12 protein-coding genes are annotated in these 22,190 nt (G+C 49.6%); 3 read left to right on the top strand and 9 right to left on the bottom strand.

Features of this window, described 5'->3' with window-relative positions; genetic code table 11:
* Positions 1–70: 70 nt before the first annotated feature.
* From AB4Z29_RS20945 to AB4Z29_RS20930, 4 genes are all read right to left on the bottom strand, one after another.
* On the bottom strand, positions 71–1,603 hold the full coding sequence (locus tag AB4Z29_RS20945; RefSeq protein ID WP_441944935.1) for an extracellular solute-binding protein: 1,533 nt from the start codon (positions 1,601–1,603) through the stop codon (positions 71–73).
* 347 nt (positions 1,604–1,950) lie between these two features.
* Positions 1,951–3,747 carry an S-layer homology domain-containing protein gene (locus AB4Z29_RS20940; RefSeq protein WP_441944934.1) on the bottom strand — a complete coding sequence of 599 codons (1,797 nt, stop codon included), beginning with the start codon at positions 3,745–3,747 and terminating at the stop codon, positions 1,951–1,953.
* Between the two features lie 97 nt (positions 3,748–3,844).
* Positions 3,845–9,172 carry a DUF4962 domain-containing protein gene (locus tag AB4Z29_RS20935; RefSeq protein ID WP_441944933.1) on the bottom strand — a complete coding sequence of 1,776 codons (5,328 nt, stop codon included), beginning with the start codon at positions 9,170–9,172 and terminating at the stop codon, positions 3,845–3,847.
* 451 nt (positions 9,173–9,623) lie between these two features.
* The gene (locus AB4Z29_RS20930; RefSeq protein ID WP_441944932.1) at positions 9,624–10,451 is read right to left on the bottom strand and encodes an AraC family transcriptional regulator; all 828 of its coding nucleotides are present in this window, start codon (positions 10,449–10,451) and stop codon (positions 9,624–9,626) included.
* A 107-nt stretch (positions 10,452–10,558) separates the two neighbouring features.
* On the opposite strand from AB4Z29_RS20930, the gene AB4Z29_RS20925 reads away from it, so the two are divergent.
* The 3 genes from AB4Z29_RS20925 to AB4Z29_RS20915 all read left to right on the top strand — a co-directional run bounded on the left by AB4Z29_RS20925 (position 10,559) and on the right by AB4Z29_RS20915 (position 13,441).
* A complete protein-coding gene (locus AB4Z29_RS20925; RefSeq protein ID WP_441944931.1) occupies positions 10,559–11,332 on the top strand; it encodes a sugar phosphate isomerase/epimerase family protein in 774 nt (257 codons plus the stop codon).
* Between the two features lie 25 nt (positions 11,333–11,357).
* Positions 11,358–12,380 (top strand): Gfo/Idh/MocA family protein, encoded by a 1,023-nt coding sequence (locus AB4Z29_RS20920; protein WP_441944930.1) that lies wholly within the window; start codon positions 11,358–11,360, stop codon positions 12,378–12,380.
* Positions 12,381–12,778: 398 nt separating this feature from the next.
* Positions 12,779–13,441, top strand: a complete 663-nt coding sequence (locus AB4Z29_RS20915) for a class I SAM-dependent methyltransferase (protein WP_441944929.1) — start codon at positions 12,779–12,781, stop codon at positions 13,439–13,441.
* 49 nt (positions 13,442–13,490) lie between these two features.
* On the opposite strand, the gene AB4Z29_RS20910 is transcribed toward AB4Z29_RS20915, so the two are convergent.
* The 5 genes from AB4Z29_RS20910 to AB4Z29_RS20890 all read right to left on the bottom strand — a co-directional run bounded on the left by AB4Z29_RS20910 (position 13,491) and on the right by AB4Z29_RS20890 (position 21,895).
* Complete coding sequence (locus AB4Z29_RS20910) at positions 13,491–13,859, bottom strand: iron chaperone (RefSeq protein WP_441944928.1); 369 nt, start codon at positions 13,857–13,859, stop codon at positions 13,491–13,493.
* A 79-nt stretch (positions 13,860–13,938) separates the two neighbouring features.
* The gene (locus AB4Z29_RS20905) at positions 13,939–14,082 is read right to left on the bottom strand and encodes a hypothetical protein (protein WP_441944927.1); all 144 of its coding nucleotides are present in this window, start codon (positions 14,080–14,082) and stop codon (positions 13,939–13,941) included.
* Positions 14,083–14,309: 227 nt separating this feature from the next.
* Positions 14,310–14,936, bottom strand: a complete 627-nt coding sequence (locus tag AB4Z29_RS20900; protein ID WP_441944926.1) for a GyrI-like domain-containing protein — start codon at positions 14,934–14,936, stop codon at positions 14,310–14,312.
* A gap of 123 nt (positions 14,937–15,059) precedes the next feature.
* Positions 15,060–16,016, bottom strand: coding sequence for a sugar-binding transcriptional regulator (locus AB4Z29_RS20895; RefSeq protein ID WP_441944925.1), 957 nt, complete (start codon positions 16,014–16,016; stop codon positions 15,060–15,062).
* 185 nt (positions 16,017–16,201) lie between these two features.
* Positions 16,202–21,895 carry a 5'-nucleotidase C-terminal domain-containing protein gene (locus tag AB4Z29_RS20890; RefSeq protein ID WP_441944924.1) on the bottom strand — a complete coding sequence of 1,898 codons (5,694 nt, stop codon included), beginning with the start codon at positions 21,893–21,895 and terminating at the stop codon, positions 16,202–16,204.
* Between the last annotated feature and the right edge of the window lie 295 nt (positions 21,896–22,190).

Below are 22,190 nucleotides of genomic sequence, written 5' to 3'. Positions count from 1 at the left end.
GGCACCCCTTTCGTTGAGAAAAAAGACAGGGCTAGATAAAAATCGTTATCAAGCCCTGTCCGAATTCAGATTACTTGATGTTGTTTTTCAAACGATCCAGCGCAACCTGATACGTATCGATGATTTTCTGCGCGCCGATCTTGTCTAACTCATCGAGGAACGCATCCCATTGCGACAACGGAGTTTCGCCAATAATGAACTTCGCGACGGAAGATTCATAATATTTGTTGAGTTGTTCCTCGATAGCTGTAATGCCGCTTCTCTCTTCGTCCGTCAGGACAGGCGTCAGGTTCATTGTCGGGAATTGATATTTCATCGCCTCCTTGAAAGAATTCTGCTCGTTTTCGTTGCTTAGCGACAGCGAGGCCTCGAAATCGGCAACTCCATACGCGGTCGAGGTCATAATGCCCAGCTCTTTCCGCAGGTCGTTCGGCTCTTTGTATTGCGGCAAAAATTTACGTTTGCCATCTTCAATCGTATACGTCTCCCCTTCTTTGCCCCAGCTGAGGATATCCTTCCCTTTATCGGAATAAATGAAGTCGAGAAAACGCAACGTGGCATCCAGATTTTTTGTTTTGGAAGATACGGCGATGCCGTAGTTTTCATAATCTGCCTTTTGAATATATGCCTTGTCGCCATACCCGAGCGGTGGAGCCATAAACTTCAAGTGGGCGCCGTTCTGAAGCTGGCTGTTCATAATTTCGATCTGGCCGATATATTGAATCGTCATAAACGTTTTATCCGTAGCGACCTGCTGAGTCCAAGCCTTATAATCCATGGACAGCCAGTCTTGCGGGATAAGCTTCTCTTGGTAGAACTTGTTCAAATATTCGACCATGACCTTAAAGCCGGGGTCGGTTACGCCATACTTGATTTTCCCTGTATCTGGAGCTTCATACATGTACGGATAGACGCCGAACTGAGGGCCGAAAGCAGCTAAGGTTCCGACGCCGTGACGGAACGTAAACGGATAACTATCCGGGTACAGCTCCTTCAGTTTCTTGGACGTTTCGTATAATTCATCCCATGTTGTTGGCGGTTGAAGATTATGCTTCGCAAATACGTCGTCCCGATAGAACCAGACCATCAGGTTGCCTGCACCCAATCCGTCGTTAAGCACATGGTACATTTCTCCGTCGGGCGAAGTCATGCGCTGCGCTACTTCTGGCTTGGAATCCAGGAATTTCTTAACGTTGGGCATTTTGTCCATATGCTCAGATAGATCGAGGAACGCCCCTTGTGGACCGTATTTCTGTGCATCGCCAGGGAACACCGTGAACAAGTCCGGCATGTCACCCGAAGCGATCGACAATGCCAGCGATTCCGGCCCCGTCCATGTCTCTTGATCGATGGTGATGTTGGTTTCTTCCTTCACCCATTTCCATATCGCCCAGTCGGGTTTTGGTGGATAAATATCCTTAAAATCGGTCAGCAGCCTTAGCGTAACTTCAGGAGCGCTGGCATTTTCCGTGCTCTCGGGCGAAGCCGAAGGCGTATCGGTTCCCGTCTCGGTTACATTGGTACCTCCGTTGTTGGAACATCCCGCAAGCATGGATGCAATGAGAATGGCTCCGAGCAGACTAAACCTTTTTTTTCTGTTCACTGTGAATACACCGTCCTTTTTAAAATTGATCTTTACGCTCCTGGCAAGTCTGATGAATTCGTTTTCAACTCAGCCGTCTTGTTTCGGATTACCACAATCATAAAGCCATGTTCGGCTGTTCGAAAATATACGGAACTGCATGACCTGGTATTCCTTTCAGGTTTTCTGAAAAAACGTTCAATTTCCGCAAAAGCGCCTAACCTTTCGTTGATGCGCGGCAGCTTTTATAAGGATAAAGTGAAACGGCGGTAAAAAAAAATGTTCTTTATTGCAACTTTCTTAAGTGGGAGAATGATCCCAAATCCTGAGATCCGGACTGTCATCCGATTAGAATCATTTATTCTTGGTTAGCCACTATACTTTCCTGCAAAAGCCAACACACGTTTCAAAACGGTCGCAGCTTCTGCTCTAGTCGTTTTCGCCTTTGGCCGGAAAGCGTTCTGCTTGTCGCCTTCCATCACGCCAGCCGCTGCAGCGGCTGCAATATCCTGTCGTGCCCATACGTCAGCCGCTTCCAAATCCACGAATGGATGTGCGTTTCCGCCGCCTTCGGAAGATACGAACGGCTGTCCGGCCAATTGGACCGCACGTTTCAAGATTACTGCCAACTCCTGCCTGTTAAGCGTGGCGTCGGGCCGAAATGTCCCGTCCGGATAACCTTTGACCAGACCTGCTTCCGCTGCAGCTTGAACGGAAGCTCCATGCCACTGTCCATTAATATCGGCAAAAGTAGTTTTGTTTTCAGCCTCGTCCAAAGAAAGAGCACGTACTAACATCGCCGCGAACTCTGCCCTGGTGACCGCCTTGTCCGGTTCAAACCTTTGGTCCGGCGTTCCTTTAACAATGAGCTTGTTAGCCATCGACTCTACCAAAGGCTGGCTCCAATGCCCGTTAAGATCGGTAAAGTGTTTGTCCAGCCTGATTAAGGAATAAGCGCTGTTCCCTTTTCTGTACAGCTCGGCGACGTATTTGCCGTTTACCACCCGGAAAGCTGTTGGCACCGGCAGCAGCTCGCCTGTTGCTTCATTCCAGTAAACGCCAACCATATGTTCGGGCTCAACATCGAAATCAAGCTCGAATGTTCGCGACACATAACCAGCGAATTTCGTTAATGTCACTTTATTGCCATTCGGCGTCTCTGCGAAAATTTCAAAATCAATCGGCTTAATCAATAGAGTCGTACCGAGCTTAGCCGCCTCCTGCTCCGCCTTGTTGATCAGTTCTTCATTAGCCTCAGTTATGTTGATCGTGAGGGTCGCTTCGCCTGCCTGTTCTCCCAATGCATCACGTAATGCAGCCGAAGCTAATTCGCTAAGCGGGAAGGAGTACGCAGCCTTTCCTACGACCACAACCATTACGGCGGAAGTATTTTGCGAACTCCATGATTGGAGCAGCTTCAAAGGAGCCTGAACGCGATCCTCAGCAGGGATGACGATTCGACCTGACCGGACCTGAGAGCCGCCCATCTCTTCCGTAACGATTGTCGTTCCGAAATCGCTAGTGCCACCGTTGCTGCCGTTGTTTCCGTTGTTTCCGTTGTTTCCGTTGTTTCCGTTGCTTCCGTTGCTTCCGTTGCTTCCGTTGTTTCCGTTATTCTCGTTGTTTCCGTTATTGCCGTTATTGCCATTGCTGCCGTTGCTTCCCGCAGTAATCGTCAGTTGAACGGTTTGTTGAATCGTATGAAGGGTACTAACTAATCCGGTATTCGTTTTTTTTATGCTTTTGACGCTTGTCAGCTTAATCGAAGCGCTGCCAGAATTGCTCGATTTTAGCGTAAAACGGCTTAACGCTTGCGTTCCGTTCTCCCCGTCGGCATCTCCTGACTTCGTCGATCCGTATCGAATCGTATTCCCTTTAACGACCGGGGCTACGGATAAACCGCCAGGCAGCAGGTCCTCCGCGTCCACCAACGTCATTCCTTGCGGCAATTCCAGTGTAACGTCATAAGCATACATTTCACTTAAGCCTGATCCTTCTATCGTGACATGGAATTGTTCATTTGCCTTAACGGTCGATACATCCGATTTCATCGTAAAGGTGCTTGATTGATCTTCCGCAGCGACGTTGTCCAATCCATTATGGAACCATAGCAAACTTCCTGCCAAGAGAATCGCAGTCCCCAACCGAATCCAAGTTTTTCTCAAAATATCACTCCTCCGACTTCTTATTCAACGCCAGCAATGGAAGGAATGCCGGCAGCTCGAAACCGTCGGCAATTCCTCCAGGGTGCTCCTTTTCCTATTACCCGATAATCCGGCTTGCGATAAACGCCACATCCTCCATATCGACGACACTATCGCCATTCAGATCCGCCGTCTTGGCCTGAGCCCAATCAATGCTAGATGAATCCTTGCCGTAATGCGTCGCGACGTTCATGAAGTCCGCAATATTAAACTGCTGATCCGCGTTCGTATCGCCAGTCGTTGCCGTAATTCTGTGTGCTTCAAACTCCGCGATCGCCGCGGCCAGAAGATTCTGGGCCGACTGAATTTGAGTATGGGAAGCATCCGTTTGTTGGAAGACGGTTTTAGCCGCGTTAATCACTGTCGTCAGTGCCGCCTTGAGACTATTCAGCGCTGAGCTGAAGAACGTACCGACGGAAGTTCCCGCGACGGCTTGATCCCTGGTCGATTCCGCCTGCGAGATGAGAGCCCCCAACGCCGCATGGTTCGTGATCTGAACTTGAGCGGCGGAATTAGCCAGCGTCATGAGATCTCCCGATTCCGAGGACGTCTTAACGACCGAGGTCGCGAAGCCGGACGTGCCCGAAGGCGCTTCCGGTTTCACTTGGAACAGTAACGTCAAGAAGTCGTCGTCAGTCGGCAACGTTCCCGTTCCGGTCCGTGCAGCCAAGATGCGAAGTGTCCCGGCTTCCGAATTGTTGGTTACGCTAACAATCTGTTGTTCATAATTTTTGGTATATCCCGTGTAAGTGAACTTAGCTGGATCATAGGACAACGTAAGATCAACGCCGGCCGCTTGAGCAGATCCCCCCAGCGCAATGCCGATGTCCAGCGGCTGTTCCTGACTTACGGCAGTGGCGCTTGGCGTCAGCTTAAGGGCCGACTCTTCGGCTGCTCCTGATTTGACCAACCCGACCCAATCCAAATTCATCGGACCCTGCACGTTCCACATTCTGAGCTGAACCTCTCCTGCGGGCAGAGACGCGCCGGATTGAACGGTCAGCGCCTTCCAATACTCCGGCATTGTTCCCCAGTCGAACGTTTTCTCCGCTTCTGCCGTATAGAACTGATTACCCAGCTGAATCAGCCTTGTCGGAGCTCCGGCAACGTCTTCCCAAGCGACATACTTAAACACGATGTCGTAAGTGCCCGCCTCCGGAACATTCAGATTCCACGTAATATTTTGACCTACAGTAGCCCAGTTGCTGACGCCTTGGCCACCCGACATCCAAGGCCTAGTACTGTACACACTGGTCGCGCCGCCATCGGTATGAATGAAGCTTTCGGCTTCTTGGAATACCGTCAAGCTTTCCTTGACGGTATCAAAGTCCGACGTAGCTTCCGCCGGCGTTAACGCTCCCGTACCTGCATTGCGAAGCTTCAAGGTCCCAGTCACTTCGGGGAGAATAAACCGCGCGTTCGCTCCCAAATAAACGACCGGCTGAGCCATGCCGACTTTGTCGAAGTAGAGACCCGGCGGCGCTTCGATGACCTCGTAAAGTCCTGCTGCATTGGTCAGGCCTCCCCACGCGGCCGTACCGCCAAGTCCATCGCCATAGGTAGACAAGCTTACCGTCGACTCTACACCGTTCATTTCAATAGAATAAGAGATCGGAGCCAGCGGAGCCGGCGCGGGGATATCGCTTAGAAGGAGCTTGTGCTGGCCTGGCTCGACATTCAGCGTTAATAGGTTACCTGCCGTATCCCAATGAACGCCGCGGCTGTTAACGGCATCCGCGATGCTGCCGCCTTGGGGAAGGCTGCGATACTCTTCGTCGAGCACGGTCGTTACGCTAGTCTTATGCAAGCTGATCTCAGCGCCTTGCGTTCCCGTAATCGAAAGCTCGTCGCCGGAGAGCGCGATAGTTGCCTGCTGCGTGCTGCTAATTCTCTCTACTCCATCCATCGTCAGTTGCGTTCCGCCGACCAGAAGAATAGAATCTCCTTTGACGGTAGCGGCAATACCGTCGAACTGAATATCTCCGGTATCGACTGCTCCGATTTGCGCGGTGCGCACATAAACGTCCGTTCCATCCACGAAGCTCAGCTTACGGTACGTGCCGTGATCCTCGGAGACAATGTTCTGCGGCGTAGTACCCGCCTCATACGGAACATAGGTGGACACGATTGTCGCTTGTTCCGTTTTCGGAGTCACGAATCCGCCATGCTGCCTTTTTACAGTAGCCCATTGAGAGGTTTCGAGCGGCGGCTGTTCGACGCCGTTCGCGTCCAGATACTTGTCGGTTACGGGGATCACCGTTAATCCTGGATAATAAAGCTTCACGTCCAAGGCCGCTTTGTTCTTGACAATCGTAGCGGAGGATTGTTCCGCATTCAGCGTCAATTGTTTATCGGCGTGGAGCCAGTACTCGAAGCTGGAGCCCCCTTGCGCCCTCGCGTCCAAGTTGTCCACAATCACAAAGGCGCCAGGCTTCACGTAGATGATGCTTCGCTGCGCCAAATCGAGACCGCTGGTGTTGGCATCGGTGTTGTAAGCCCCAGTGGCGTCGCCGACGGCGGCGTCGAAGTCCTTATTCGTCGCGAAGCCCGTAATTCGACCCGAAGCGTTCATATCGAAATTTTTCTGGCCTTTTTTGTTGTCGTAGGTGATTGCGTTTTTGGCAAACGTAAGTCTCGCGTAATTCAAATTATGCGGGCTGTTGTATGAATCATAGAACCCGCCGTCTACGGTAAGGTCCTCTCCGAAAGCTTTAATGACGATAGCGTTCTGATCGGCATGCGTATGATTATAGCTGCCATATTTGCTGGATTTGAAATACATGGAAATTCGTTTTGGATCGAGCAAATTGGAATGCATGGAAACAAGGCCGACCTGATCGAAGTATTTCGCCGTCGGAAGCTCAACAGGAGGACGCGCCGGCAAGCTGCTGTCTTCATACAGGTAAGTAAAGTAGTTGCCATAGCTGTAATTGTGCAGCTGCGCATACCACTGCGCCACCTCGTTCTGCTGCATCATGGCATTACGAGTGGAGCTTCCATGAACGTAGCTGCGATCGATGCCATAGCCGCCGGAGCCCTCGGTATTGTTCCCAAGCTGGCCGGTTGTCTGGCCGAATGGCAGATTGTATAGCGGGAACAAATATTCGTTGCGGTTATACGCCTTGTCGTAAACGCTGAAGCCCGTTGCGGCATAAAGCGTATCCAGGAACTGTTTTCCGCTTATCGTAGACCATTGCCAATAACCAACTCCATTGCCCCAGCCGCCGTCTTCGCCGCCCCAAGTTGGCGACAAGTTAATGTAAGCCGGAACGATCAGGTTAAACCATTCACGCGCATCCTCAGCAACGACCGTCCCGTTCACGCTAATTTCGTCGTGCAGCAAGGATGTTGCAATTACCCCCAAGTAGCCGAACACGGTCCAGCCGTGCGAATCATAAGGCATGCTGGAGATCGGTCTGCTATCGTACAAGACGTCATCCGCAATGATTTTGGCGCGTTCATGCACCATCGTTAACACGGTTTCCCGCTCCGCCGGGCTGAGCAGATCATAGATCCAGTCATAGGCTATCGCGCCTTTTAATGCGATCTCCCTGTGAACCTGGTCATTGCCTCCTTGATTATTGTGATATTGAGTCGGACCTTCGTCCGTTCTCCACGACGAGATATGCAACAATCGCCTTTTGGCGAATTCGCCGTAAGCTGGATCCCCGGTAATTAAATAGACGAAGGCTGCGTTGATCAAGGGCTCCGTTACTGCCGTCGTTTGAGACATTATGTTGGGACTATTGTTTGGATGCACGACAGGCTCGCCGGGCATCGCCTCTGGATTCGCTACTTCGTTCTCCACTCTAGTTTTTACATAGCTTTTAATGGCATCGAATGTTTTTTTGCCGTCACCGTCTTTCCTGGCTTGAAAATCTTCCAGTCCATCCGGAGTCGTCAAAATGCGTGGATGCTCGTTCGGCACAGCCGCCATTAGATCCGACACGGGAGGTACCGGGAACGGTACGTTAACTGCGTCGATCCGGAACTTCAGCACCTCGCTCCACTTGGACCAGCCTTCCTGTTTATGGTATCGTACTCTCCAGTAATAGGACTGGCCGCCCGCGAAGGTATGAGTAAAGTTATAGTAGTTGCTCGCGATATCGTTCTTCTGGTAAGCAATTGACTCGAAACTGCTGTCATTTGCCACCTGTAATTCGTAGATATCCGCACCTTCAATAAAGGGCCATCCGAAATCCGGCGGATTCTGAGTCGTTACGAGATGGTTAAATGGATGGAAGCTTCTTATCGTTGCCGGATTCTGCCCGGTCGGCCACTCTAGCGATCCGACTGGCGGCGGAGTAGGCGATGGCGCAATGGTCGGCGTTGGTTCAGGCGACGAATGGCTTGTTGTCAACGTGGCCTGATCGAAATACAGGTCGGCTGTCCCAGAGCCAGTCGTCGTAAGCTCTACCTGGATTTCCGTTGTTCCCTCCGGCGGTTCCGCTGTTAGGGTCAACGTTTCGAAGCCGTCCGCACCTGTTGTTGCCGCTTCCGCGAATTGCGCTCCCGTTGAATGAATAAAGTGCATGAGCAGACTTCCGCTGCCTGCGACCGCCTTCGCTCGAACGGCAGCCGTATACGATTGACCGGATACGACAGGAATCGTCGAGCTCTTAACCCCGTAAGCATCCGTCGTTGACTGATCAAGGATACGCAGAGACTTGCTGCCGTGAGACAGATACCCCGCGTCTGTTACGGTTGCGATACTGGATGTCACGCTATGATCAATGGCTGTCCAGCCAGTCGGTCTCGTGCCCGTCGTCACTTCGAAGCTTGGATTGAGCAGCAGCTCGTTTGTTTTGAACGATGCGTCATCCACATAGACCGTGCCGGTGTTGAAAAGGCTCGATACGACAATAATCATTTGAATAGTGACGGTATCAGCAGGAGCCGTTTCGCTAAGCTGTAGCGTTTGCCATTGCGGCTCCGTACCGCTGCTGTTTGCGACTTTTTGCGTAGAGCTGCCGTCCGCCTTGTAATAGCGAATAAACATGCTCACCCCGCCAACTTCGACCCTTACTTTAACACTGGCGTTATAGGCTGTCCCGGGTGAATAAGGCATCCTAATGCTGTGCACGCCCGCTGCAGCGCTGGCATTACTATCCGTAAGCTTGATGCTGTATGTTCCTTCCGCCGACTGGTCCGTGACCGACTCCACAGCCACGCCTTCCGGATTATGTGTCGCATACTTCGTCCAGCCTACAGGCATTCCGCCGGACACCTCCTCAAAGCCGGGATTCACAAGCAGCTCCGGCCCCAAGACGGACTCATCTACGGCTGCGCTTGCCAGTTGAGAAGAGAATAGGTTCAGAATCAAGCCGAGACCCATAACGCCAACCAAAACCGATGAGATTTTACGCTTCCACATCCGATTTACCACATTCGTTTACCTCCCGTATTTGAAATGGAAAATAGCAAAAACAAGCTACGCAAACTCACCTCCAATGACAACGCGATCTCAGAAAATCCTTCGCCAAAGAGTATGTATCCGCTTTCATATCTAGCTAGCCTCGGCTATTGCCATCGTAAAGCAGCGCATCGTTTTGAGTAAATCAACTTAACTGATAAACCTGCAACTACTTTCAGGTTTTCTAATAAAAATACCAACTTTCGCAAAAACGACTATGCGGAAAAATGAAAAAGCGATACCTGGGGATGATTCCGGCACCGCTTTTCCTAATTATGTACTGGCCTAACCGTGGTTGTATTCCGACCCATTCGACGGCTTCGGTTCAACTACCAGAGGTGGAACAGAGAAATCGACGGTCTCTTGACCCGCTAGAGTCGACTGCGCATTACGCAAGACCCTCCTGCAGTAAATCAAGATGTAGTCAGCTGTCACTTTGAATATCATGAGCAGAACGACGTTCCCTGTAAACCCTCGGAGAGCTGCCGTATTTCTTTTTAAAGCAGCGATAGAAATACGGATAACTGTCGAAGCCGCAGCTTTCGGCAATTTGCTCCAACGTCAGCCAGCTGTATTCCATGCGCTCTAGGGCGATAGATAGCCGAACATTCAACGCATAACGCACTGGCGTTTCGCCAAACGCAGCCTTAAATAGTCTTGTCGCCCTGGAGGGGCTGAGCAGCGCATGACGGGACACTTCCTCAATGGACAGCATGCGAGTCGCATTCAACTCGATGTACCGCTTCATCTGATAAGCGGCAACCTGTTTATTCCCGCCAGCTCCCTTGCTCTTGCTGGAACTGCTCATCGCCAACGTAATGGCCGAACAAAGCGCGCGAAGCAAATAATCGACCAAGGCGCCATGATTCTCTCCGATTCTGCGCCTCTGCAGAATGATCAGCTTCCATATATCGACGAGGTCTTCCATCGCATAAATCCGGCCGCGACGCTGCCGTAAGCTCTCTGCCCACCATCGATCCAGCCACTCCCCGCGGCAAATAACATAATAGTCGCCGCTGCCCGGTTTGTTGGACTGCCCTTCGTCTACTATTAACTGATACCACTCACCAGGGGCAAGGATGAGCAGATCACCCGAGACGAGCTGCTCGTCGCCAGTGTCCAGTCTAATCCGGCTCTCGCCTTCCGTCTGCAATCGAATTAAGTAATGCTCCCCGCTGTTCCACTCGGTTCCCCGAAATGGCCTGTCATGATAAGAGTAGCCACAGTATAGCACTTCCGTTCCCGTCTTCATTCCTCACCTTCCGCCGAAAAAAGATAGGTTTTATTCAAAATGACAATTCAAAGCAAGGCGCTTTCTCCTTACAATTAGCTCATGACTTCAAAAAAGGAGTGAAACGAGTGATTACCGCGAAAATCGGCTTACAGCTCTATACGTTACGCGAAGAATGCAACAAGTATCTGCTAGGCACGCTCCGCCGCGTAGCTGAACTTGGCTACGAAGGCGTTGAATTTGCCGGTTATTTCGGCATTCCCTCGAATGAGCTGCGCAGCGTCCTGCAAGAGCTTGGGCTGACCGCGATCGGAAGCCACGTTGGATTACCCGCCCTATGGGACCGGCTTCCTCAGGAAATCCAATATTTGACGGACATCGCCGGCTCTTATCTGGTATGCCCGGGCGTACCGCCTCAGGAGCACGATTCCGAGAGCTGGCGGCGCAACATCCCTAAGTTTAGGGATACGGCACGTCTTGTCACGCAAGCTGGCTTGCGGTTCGCCTATCATAACCATGCCTACGAATTCGAAATTCAATTGGACGGAGCGCCGATTTTCGAAAGATTGTTTCCGCATGAATCGCTCCACCCGGAGCTCTTGTCCGAGCTCGACACTTGTTGGGTCGCCTATGCCGGATACGACCCGTTAGCCACGCTGAAGCGAATGGACGGGCATGTCCCGCTGCTGCACTTGAAGGACTACCGGATCACGAGCCTTGGCGCGCTCGAGACGGTACCGTTAGGCGATGGAAATTCTCCGCTTGACGCCATAATCGATACGGCAAGCGACGCCGGCGTTCGCTGGCTGATCGTCGAACAGGATGACGCCGGCGATGCGTCCCCCTTAGCTTGCGTCGAACGCAGCATGCAATGGTTAGTCGCCAATCGCTACAAAACATAAATCCATTATAGAGAGCAGGATTGTCATGAACAAACTTAAAGTGGCCATTATTGGCTGCGGCGCCATCACTTATCATCGTTATGCGCCTGAATACGCATCCCATCCTCAAGTGGAGATCGTTGCTTTCGTAGATGTTGTCCCCGGACGCGCCGAAGAATTTACAAGCCGATACGGCGGTCGTGCATACTTTGATTATCTCAGAATGCTGGAGGAAATAAAGCCCGATCTCGTCACCGTTTGTACACCGAACGTCTTTCACGCCGAAATGACGATTGCGGCCGCGAACGCAGGCGCTCATGTCCTGGTCGAGAAACCGATGGCCGCCTCCGTCGAAGAAGCCGAAGCCATGATCGCGGCCGCCCGCAGTAACGGAGTGCAGCTGATGGTTGGGCAAAGCCAACGTTTAATGCCTCCGCATTTGAAGGCCAAAGAGCTGCTCTCATCCGGTCGATTAGGGCGAGTGCTGACGTTCCGCTGCTCCGCCGGCCATAAAGGCCCGGAATCCTGGAGCGTGGACGGACGAGAGAGCTGGTTTTTCCGCAAGCAGGAAGCTATCATGGGCGCTGCCGGCGATCTTGGCATCCATAAGGCGGATCTCATTCGCTGGCTGTTGGAGGATGAAGTGGCGGAGGTATCCGCATACATCTCAAACCTGGACAAGACCGGTTCGGACGTAGACGACAATCTCGTATGCAGCCTTCGTATGAATAGCGGTGCCCTAGGTACGCTTGTGGCAAGCTGGACATACTATCAGGGCGAAGACAACACTTCCATATTCTGGTGCGAGCACGGTACTCTCAAAATCGGCACCGAACCCGATTTCCCTGTCATTATTCAATTAAGAGACGGAACCATAGAGAAATATGGCGTTCCGGGCATTGCCACCAATGACAATATGCATAGCAGCGGCGTAGTTGATGTATTTGTCGATGGGATTCTCAAGGGAAACCCGTCGTTTATCCCTGGCGAAGAAGGCCTCCGCTCTCTCAAGGTGATCTTAGCCGCCTTCGAATCCGCTGAATCCGGCAAAGCCGTAGCGGTTATATAATGTTGGCGGAGAGTAGTCATACTCTCCGCTTTTCATATTTCACCCTTGTCAAAACTAGCATATACCTATCATCGTACAATACCGAATATCTTAAATATATGATGCAGAACACTGAGATTTACCATGTCACATTCGAAGGCTTTGAACATACACCGATTCACGGCTGGTCTATTGTCCTTATTGCGCTTGGAGACATACTCCTATCTCACGAATACAACCATGAGGCTCCAGCCAAATCATTAACGATAGATAAAGCACTGCATTCCTTCAAGTAGACGGCTCCGCCTGAGGACGGAGCTTCATTTCATCCGTCAGATGGTTCAGACGAGATCATTGATTCCCTATAATGAAATCGATAAGATGCTGAAAAATCGATCTAATGATAAAGGAGATATTTTATGATGAAAAATATGCGCAAAAAAAAGGATGTCGGTATTTATGGCTTAACTGCAAAGTGGTACGACAAAAATTCTCGCAAAAGTCGAATGACTCAAATGCAAGAATATGCGAATGAAGTTGCAGCTTTAGTCGGCAAAAAAGCGAATATTTTGGAGGTTGCGCCTGGACCGGGTTATTTGTCAATTGAACTCGCCAAGAAAGGGTTTAATGTTACTGGAGTCGAGATTAGCCCGGACTTTGTGAAAATTGAAAAAAACAATGCAAATGAAGCAAATGTTACGGTTGATTTTAAAGAAGGCAACGCATCTAAGCTGCCATGTGAAAATCGTTTTTTTGATTTTGTTGTTTGCAGTGCTGCATTCAAGAACTTTAAGGATCCAGTAAAGGTTTTGTGTGAAATGCATCGTGTGCTGGTAGAAGGCGGAACAGCCCTCATCATCGATATGAATTACGAAGCAACAGCTGAAGACATTAACAACGAGATTGTACAGACAGGAATGAAAGGATTTGACAAGCATTTTGTAAAATTTGCATTTAACACTTTCCTAAAGCAAGGCGCTTACACAAAAACAGATTTTGAGTCCCTTTTACAAGAAACTCCGTTTAAGAACTATACGATCAAAAAAGAGGGTATTAGTTTATTTGTCTATCTTTATAAATAGAAGCTCGAAACTACTCATAGCATAGCTATGGCTATCCTTTTTATCTCGATTACCGCCAAAACGTCGTAACGTCTGCCTTGTCCAAAATATTGAACTCGATCATCTTCTCCAATAACGAGAAATCAACCGGGGCATTCCATTTGATACGTACCAATTCCTTGGTGTGATCATAGCCCGCCTGAACAATATCATCAGAAAAACGATTAATTCCTGCCTTCTCAGGGGCAACAGCCAAATGCTGCTTAGCTGCGCTAAATCCAATAATAAAAGTGCCATGATCAGTAAACATTGGCTGATTCCAAGCAATTTTAGGCACTAAATTTGGATACTTCTCCGTTATCCAGCCAAAAATCTCTTCCGCCCGTTCCCGATGCTGCGGGTTAGCGATACGTTCTAAAAATTCCGCAAAAACTTCCATGCTGCAGCCTCCTAAAATATAAAAAACGGTATTCGTTTTAATTGTATATTCATACCCCTATATTACTACATTCACAGGACTATTCCATTTTCATTTCTTGCTCTTTTTCTTTGTAATATCGATTTATAGCTTCCTCAGCCAAATCACGCTTCGGTAATTTCGAGTTGATTCTAAGAAGGATTGAAATAATGATAAGCAGCAAAATGACGATTACAACATCCATCAGAATCATCTCCGCTCATAATGAATTGTAAACACTTCTTATATATTACCATATTTAAGGAAAATACGACTAAAGCCCATTAAGCCACTCTGATCGTTGCTTCACACAAAAAAGGAACAGCTGCGTAACATACAGTTCCTTCTGTACTCACCTATGATGTTCTATACGCCTAATGATTAAAACTTGTATTTCAGTTCATTGCTCTTCATTAAGTGGTAAAGCCAATGCTAACCTTTACGCTTTGCAGGAAATCTTAAAACCGTTCTCATCTTCGACATTTCGGTCTTGCGTGGGTCGGATAAATAAATTTCCCGGTGGGTCTTGTCCGTGCGCACATATCCGTTCTCCTTGCAAAATGCTTCCATCCTAGCAAAGCTTTCCGGTTCATCGTCAAAACTTCCGATATGCATCATTTGGCAGCATAAGCCATCTGTCATTTTTTCGAATTTTAATTGCTCAAGGTATGGGTTTGTCTTTTTCTTTCTGATCTGCTCTACAAATTTCAAAAATAACGCATTGGTGAGAAAGTCTGGCTGGCGTATCATCATCGTATATTTCAAATTATTTTTATCTGTGGCCGGCTTTGACTTATCGACTAAGTCCCAAATTCCCTCAAGCGGAAAAACGGTATATTCATAGTAGCCGTCCGGTACATCATCGCTTTTGTATGACATTTTTATTGCATAAGTGACGCTATACAATGCTTCTGTCACTCTCGCAAACTCAGCTCCATTAGGATCGCCTGTGCCACTAATCATTATAAAGGGCATCTCGGTGATATCTATAATATCCGGGGTCGTTTTGGGCACATAAAATGATTTGTAATCTTTTTTATATTCTATTTTCCGGTTCACAACTAATCTCTCCTCTATACACGTTTGATATTAGTATAGAACCCGTAAGTGGACAGCTATATGTCTAGTTTCCCCGTCTTTCCCGCTCATTCATCCCATTCACCGTAGTAAATAAGCTCGCAATTAGATGTCACGCTCCAGCAAATATCGCCCCGTAAACTGATCCGTAATTAGCACGTTCGTATAGCCTCCACGCATTGCTCCATATATCCCGTTGACCTTTTTGGCTCCGCCCGCTACGAGAATCGACTGTTCCTTTCGCTTCAGCTCATCAAGACTTATGCCGATTGTACGTTCATTAAGCTCCTCTGAGCACAGTGCGCCTGTTGAGTCGATATAACGCGAGCAAATATCCCCAGCTGCCTTCGAGCGAATAACCTCCAAATCCGAATCCGTGAAATAATTGGCTCGAATCAACACGGAATCCTCCGTTGGCGCCCCAACGGTTACAACCGCGATATTGGAGAGCTTGCCCAGCTCCAAAATATTGCGAATATGTCGATCCGATTCAATCGTCCGCTTCACAACCTCATGATCGACCAGCGCCGGCAGCGGTATAAAATACGGAATTGTATGAAACGCCTTGCCGAATAAATGAACAATTTCATAAGCATACGTATTCGTTTCGGAATGGCTGACCCCGCCGTTTAGCTGAACGACCTTCACATCACGAACCGGCTTGTCCTTCAGCTGCGTCGCCATTTGAAACAGTGTCGTTCCCCATGTCGTCGCGATAATGTCGCCATCCCTAACGGTATCATAAAGATAGGCAGCAGCTGCTTCGCCGATGTAGCGCTTGACGATACTGTCCTCGTATTGGGGAACGGAGACGATGACAGCCTTTTTCAACCCGAATTTGGATTGCAGCCGCTCGGCAAGCACAAAGTTGTTTTCGTTAGGGTGCACGATCTTAATCTGTACGTAGCCCTCGTCCTTTGCCTGCTGAAGAAACCGAGATATGGTGGGACGGGATACTCCCAGCTTCTGCGCAATTTCCTCTTGATTATAGTTTAATTCATAATAGAGCCTTGCTACGTCAATCATCTTGCTAAGCTTCTCATCCATTCGGTCATCCGCCATCCAAGCTCAACTCTTTCTGTGTATAACTATCCGCTCTCCTCATTTCCACACAAACTATAGCAAAGCAGCATGAAAAATACAATAACGCAATCCACCCTTCCTTCGTAAAATAAAACGCCCCGTCCCACTATTTGAAGTGGAACGGGACGTACAGCTTTAGATCGCGTTTTCAGTCAGCCTCTTTCTTATATAGCGCTCTGTTTATAACCGAGCGCTGCCAGCAAGAGCGTTACGACCTCTGCTCTCGTCGCGTTCGATTGCGGAGCAAAACGGTTGCCTCCCGTGCCTTCAACAAGACCTGCGGTCTGAGCAGCTGCAATGTAAGGCTGCGCCCATACCGGAATGCTGCTTGCATCGGCAAACGTTGGCTTTGCATTAGCATCGACTTCAATACCAAGAGCACGTACGAGAATGACAGTCATTTCCGTTCTAGTCAATGCACTAACCGGCCTTAACGTATTGTCCTCGTAGCCCGCAATGACTTTATCTTCAATGAGCTGCGCGAAGAATGAGCGAGCCCAAGCAGGAACCTGGCCTGCATCAGCGAAATTGAGCTGTCCTCCCGTTGCTTCCAGCTTAAACGCACGTCCGACCATCGTGACGAATTGCGCCCTAGTCGCTTCTTCGCTTGGCCTGAAAGTACCGTCCCCGAACCCGTTAACGAACCCAAGCGTTACGGCCTCTTCGATCGCTTTCGCAGCCCAGTGACTGCCCACATCGCTGAATTCCGATCCTTCGTTTCCGCCAGGAGTTGGCGTTGGCGTTGGTGTCGGTGTTGGCGTCGGTATTGTTGGTGTTGTTGGTGTTGGTTGCGTTGTTGGTGGAGTTGGCGTTGGTGCTGCTACGCTCACATCAACAATGCGTCCCTCGACCGCGGCTTGTATCGTTCCGAGATTACTAATGTGTTCAAGGAATACCTCGTAATCAACGATGTTCAGCTCATGCTGGCGTCCTGCATCCTTCGCCTGCTTCATGGAGCGGTAGAAATCTCCGCCATTGGCCATAAACGAATTGGTAGCCACGAAATAATACGCTGCTTCATCGATCGGACTATAAGAACCGTCCACGTTTTTAAGTTCCACCCTCGTAATGCGTTGTCCAGCCTGCGTCAGTTGACCGCTTGCGTCTAGTATCTCCGGCTGCTTCTTGCTGTCATAATAGAAGCGCATGCCTGACACCTGCGGGAAGCGGCCTTGACCTGTTTCGATTCCGCTCACGCCGTTCTCCAGCGCCGCAATAATTTCTTTACCGGTCATCCGCAGCGCCGTCAGGTTGTTGCCGAATGGCATAACCGTCAGCAGCTCGCCAAGCGTAATGTCACCGTCTTGCTTACCTGCTGCGCTAACCTTTATCGATTCGCGGATCCCGCCGCCATTCTGAATGCCGACAAAACCTTTTACATCATATTGCTGCAACTCCGGTGTGCTGGTCACGAGGCTTTTCACTTTAGCGACCATACCGTCAGTCATCAGATTGCCCAGATTCGTTTCTTTGGCGCGTACAGACGTGCGAGCGCCGTCAAGCAGCACATTCGTTTTCCCAATAACTTCACGTTGAATATCGGCGACTCCTGCGCTGTAAGGCTCCAGCATTTCTGTTGCTTCCGGGTCTGAAGCAAAGGTAGCAATATCCAGCAGCTTGCCGTTCCACTTCGTAAGCACGCCAGCTTCATTGAATTTCAAATCCAGTCGGCCCAAAAATTTGTTATATTCCTCTGCCTGAACGACCAGCGTTGGCTCCGTTTCGGCGTGGAATACTTTAGGCGCATCGACCTTCGTATGGCTGTGACCGCCCACGATAACATCGATACCCAATACTTGCTCAGCCAGCACAAGGTCAAATTCATGTCCTAGATGCGTTAAGGCTACGATCTTGTTAATGCCCTTGTCCTGCAGCATTTTGACCGTTTCTTTCGCTTTGGCGATATAATTCTCGAAAATAATGTTCTCACCTGGCGATGCCAGAAACTTCGTATCCTCGGTTGTTAAACCGAAAATGCCGATCTCCTCTCCGCCTTCTTCCAAAATAATAGCCTCGTAAATTTTACCGTCCTCAGCCGCCTGTCCTGCCGCTTGATTCGCCACGAAGCCGTTAAGCTCAGGCTCTTTGCTGAAATCGATATTAGCGCTGACGAATGGGAATTTCGCTTTTTCCACAAAGTCAGCCAGCACGGAAGGACCTTTATCAAACTCATGATTGCCGAATACCATCGCGTCATAGCCAAGCTTATTCATAAACGCCAAGTCTGCTTGACCCAAATATCTGTTGAAAAACAGCGTACCCGAGAACACGTCCCCCGCATCAAGCAGGATCGAGTTAGCCGTAGTGCTGCGAACCTGTTTAACTGCCGTGAACCGTTTGGCAACATTGGCAAGGTTGGCATGCGAGTCATTGACATGCATAATCGTTACCGCTAGACCGGCTGTGAAATCCAGCTGCGCGAGCAGCGGATCATGATCGCTTACCCGGCCATGCTCGGCTGCAAAATCAGCGTTCACATGTACAACATCGATAACAGCATTATGGCCCGTGTCCGGATCTACTAAGATGTGATCCAGCGTTTGCGAGTTTCCGTCGTAGATGTAGGAATAACGTTCGGAGACGTCCAGCTTATCAACCAGGTTCGTTAGCTCCGAGCCTTTCAGCTTGTTTAACGTTCCCGAGAACTGAAAATCGTTAAAATCGCCCAATACGACGACGCTTGCTTCAGAATCCTTTGCTTTCAGCTCCTGAACAAAGCTGTTTATGGTTTCCGCTTGTTTCGCGCGTTGAACCTCGCTGCTGCGGATTACCGGCTGAATAGCGCCCCATGGCTTGCCGTCCCCGCCCTTGGAGTTCAAATGGTTCGCAATCGCGACTACCCGTTTCCCGTTAAAAAGAAATTCTGCAACGAGCGGCTTGCGCGACGCGTTGAAGGTAGAAGCGTCTGCGGAGCCGATCCGTCCCGGGTTTTGCGTCAAGCTTCCATCTGCGTCCACAGCTATGGCTGACGTAAAGTCTCCTTTGATTCCTGGAGCAAGCGTAACGCGATCAGCCTTGTACAAGAAGCCTACGCGGATGTTGCCGCCCGGCGCGCCGCCATCCTTGTTATTCTCTGGAGCAATATCCGTATAAGAGTAAGTAGCCCCGCCTTTGTCTTTTATTGCATGGATAAGCGTTTGGAAGCTTTGGGAAGCATCAGTTGTGCCGGAATCCTTCTCGCCGTCATTGTCCTGAACCTCCATCAAACCGATAATATCCGGCTGCTTCATGTTCGTAACGATAAGCGAAGCAATTTTACCTGCTTTTACCGTATCTGCTGCGCTGAAATTCTCGACATTAAACGTAGCAACCGTCAGTTTTTCACCATCAGGCTGGATAGTAGTAACTTTCTGAGTGTTCGTGCTGCGCGTAATTACGGGCAATGCCTCCGTTGGCAGCAGCTTGTACAAGTCGCCTGCGTATTGAATGACGCCAACGATGCTGCCTTTGAATGCATCGCCTGTTTTAATCTCTTCACCTGCCGGCTTCGAGCCGCCAATGAACAGCTTCTGAGGATTGAGACTGCTGTCCGTGCTGTCTAAACCATTGCCTTGAAGCACGAGGCCGCCGGCCGTCGTCCGTATCGGATTTTTCGCGGTTGCGCCGTTATCGATCGCCACTGGAATTACCGCGTTGGCATAAGGACCCGTAATCGTCGGATTTTTCACCTCTACAAGCATGCCTTCTAAGCTTTCGAAGAAATCGATTGCGTCAACCTCAGGATTAAACGCGCCAAAGCTGTCCGTATCGATCATGCTCGGTATGAAGCGCTCTTTTGTTTTATCTGCATTTTTTCCTAATAAAGCCGCTGTAGGAAGCACGTTGTTGCTGGATACCTTTTCAATTGCAGAAGCATTGATTTGAGTAACAGAGAGAGAGGAGCTGCCGCCGTACTCCTCCACCGTTCCCGCAACGGAAACAGAATCCTTCACCGCTAAACCATGCCCAGGCTTGTACACTTGAATGGCTTCCGATGTTTTCGGATTGTCATCCTGCTTCGCATCTGGTGTCTGCATGTAGAACGAGCTCGCGCTTACAGAAGTTATGATGCCTGTGACATTGGATACTTTAACATTATAATAAATGGATGAATGCGCTTCGCCTTGGATCGTGTGGATGGCGATGCCATCTGTATTCGCAAGCACCTTGTACGTAAAGACTGCAACTTCACTCGTCTCGCCGCTGGCCGTTACGACCGCTTTGATCACCGTATCCTCGTTCAAAACAATGGGTGCCGCATAAATCGCTCCGATCGTTGCGGAAGGTGTGGTTCCATCCGTTGTAAAACGAATGACTCCGCCTGCAGCTAGCGTGTTCAGCTCAATAGATGCGCCTTGATTCATATTTCCAGAAGGAATGCTGGCTTGCACGGTCAGCCTCTTCTCGACAATATCGAGCGGCGTGCGAGGCAGAACCTCAAGCCCCACGCTGGAGTGATAGGTCATGACGCCGGTTACCAGCTCAAATGTTTTCCCAGCGACAAACGCGGCATCGGAGGAATAAATGATGATTTTGCCATCGCTTACCGTGTCCGTTGCCGTAACAACACCGCCTGCCGCGCTTTCAACGGTTATGTTCTCAAGCTGTACAAGACGGCCCTCGAACTGGCTGCGGTTTTCTATCGTTTTGCCAAAGCTTGTAGAATCTACGCTTGTCGGCGCAGGTAACGCAGCAGAACCTGTAATCGCCGTATGATCTACGGTCGCCTCCAATTGAAGCAAACCGGAAAATTCGGTCAGCTTGCCATAGGCTTCAATGAGATTGCCGGGCTTTGCCTCGGTGCTGCTTGGAACACGAACGATAATCCCATGATTATCATCCTGTACGAAGAGATTGACGAACGCGCCCGACTCAGCCCGATGCGTAACGATTCCGCTTAGCGTGGCATTCGTACCTAATGCGGCTGCACGTGCATCAGCAATCGTCCCAAGACTCGATATGCTGTAAGCAAACTCGCGTAACGGACTGCTTGTCAGCCCTTCTTTTTTGGCGTAAGCATGAACCGTAGTCGGCCCCGTTACTTCGATTGCCGTACTTCCCGGCTGGTACCAAGTGAAATCCTCAGGATCAACCTGCGCATCACCTGCACCATATACACTGTAGTACACGCTGGCCCCTACAGTCGGAGTAGATAGCTTAATGATCGTGCCTGACTTTACAGCTCCCGGAGTGATATCCGCCTTAACCGCTTCGACTTCCTCCGCAACTACGCCATAAGACGAATTGCGCGGGTCAGGTGTCGCGATTACAAAGTCCGTGCTGTTGTTATCCGTATCGAGAGCTCTATCGCCTGGAAGAAGCGATTTGCGTATTGCCGCTTTTGTTGAGCTTAACTCCCCGGCTGGTGCTGTCTCCAAGGTGTCAGAGACACTCGCCGTCCCGTAGCCGACTGTATCCACAACAGCAGATGAACTGTTATACAATCTAACCTTTCCGTTCGAACCGCTCATATCGATCGCGGTTGAACTCAAATTCGGCGAGCTGAGATCCACTGTGCCGCCAGTTCCTGCTTTAAGCTGTATTAAATAATATTGGCCAGCGCCAATCTTACCAGATAGTTCAAGCGTATTCGAAGCGGTCCTTGCCGGATAAGCTGCTGCTCCGGTTGATGCATAAGCGATATACCATCCAGTAAGCGAAACCTCAGATGAAGTAGGATTGTAGAGCTCCACGAAATCATTTTTGATAACCGCTCCGCTGTTCCCCCCGCCGCCAAACACTTGCGAGATGACAATATTGCCTCCTGCTGGAGCAGCCTGAGCGGAACCTCCGATGCCGCTCAGCGTGCTCCCGGCAACGAGAACAGCCGCAAGCAGCATGCAAGCCTTCTTTTGTATTCGTTTAACGATCTTCTGCATTTTATTTCTCCTCTCTCACTCTAGAAATTATGCATTTCCCTTAATATGCCACTGTAAGCGTATAAAAAATATGTCATCGCAATATCAGTGTGAAATTAAGTTCTAGTAAAGATGCACATTTGTTCATGAACGACAATAAAAATCCCCTTTCTCCAAAACATGCATGACATCCTTTAACAGACTATTGCATTGATGAAGGCAGGGGATTATCGCTTTGGGCCCAAAGCAGCTAAAACCGCTCAATTTAAATGTAAAGTAAACTGACATTAAACTTATTGTAGAGTATACATTGGAA

It is taken from the genome of Paenibacillus sp. 2TAB23 (genome assembly GCF_052115165.1).
Lineage (GTDB): Bacteria > Bacillota > Bacilli > Paenibacillales > Paenibacillaceae > Pristimantibacillus.
This window is presented reverse-complemented; position numbering and strand designations above follow the sequence as displayed.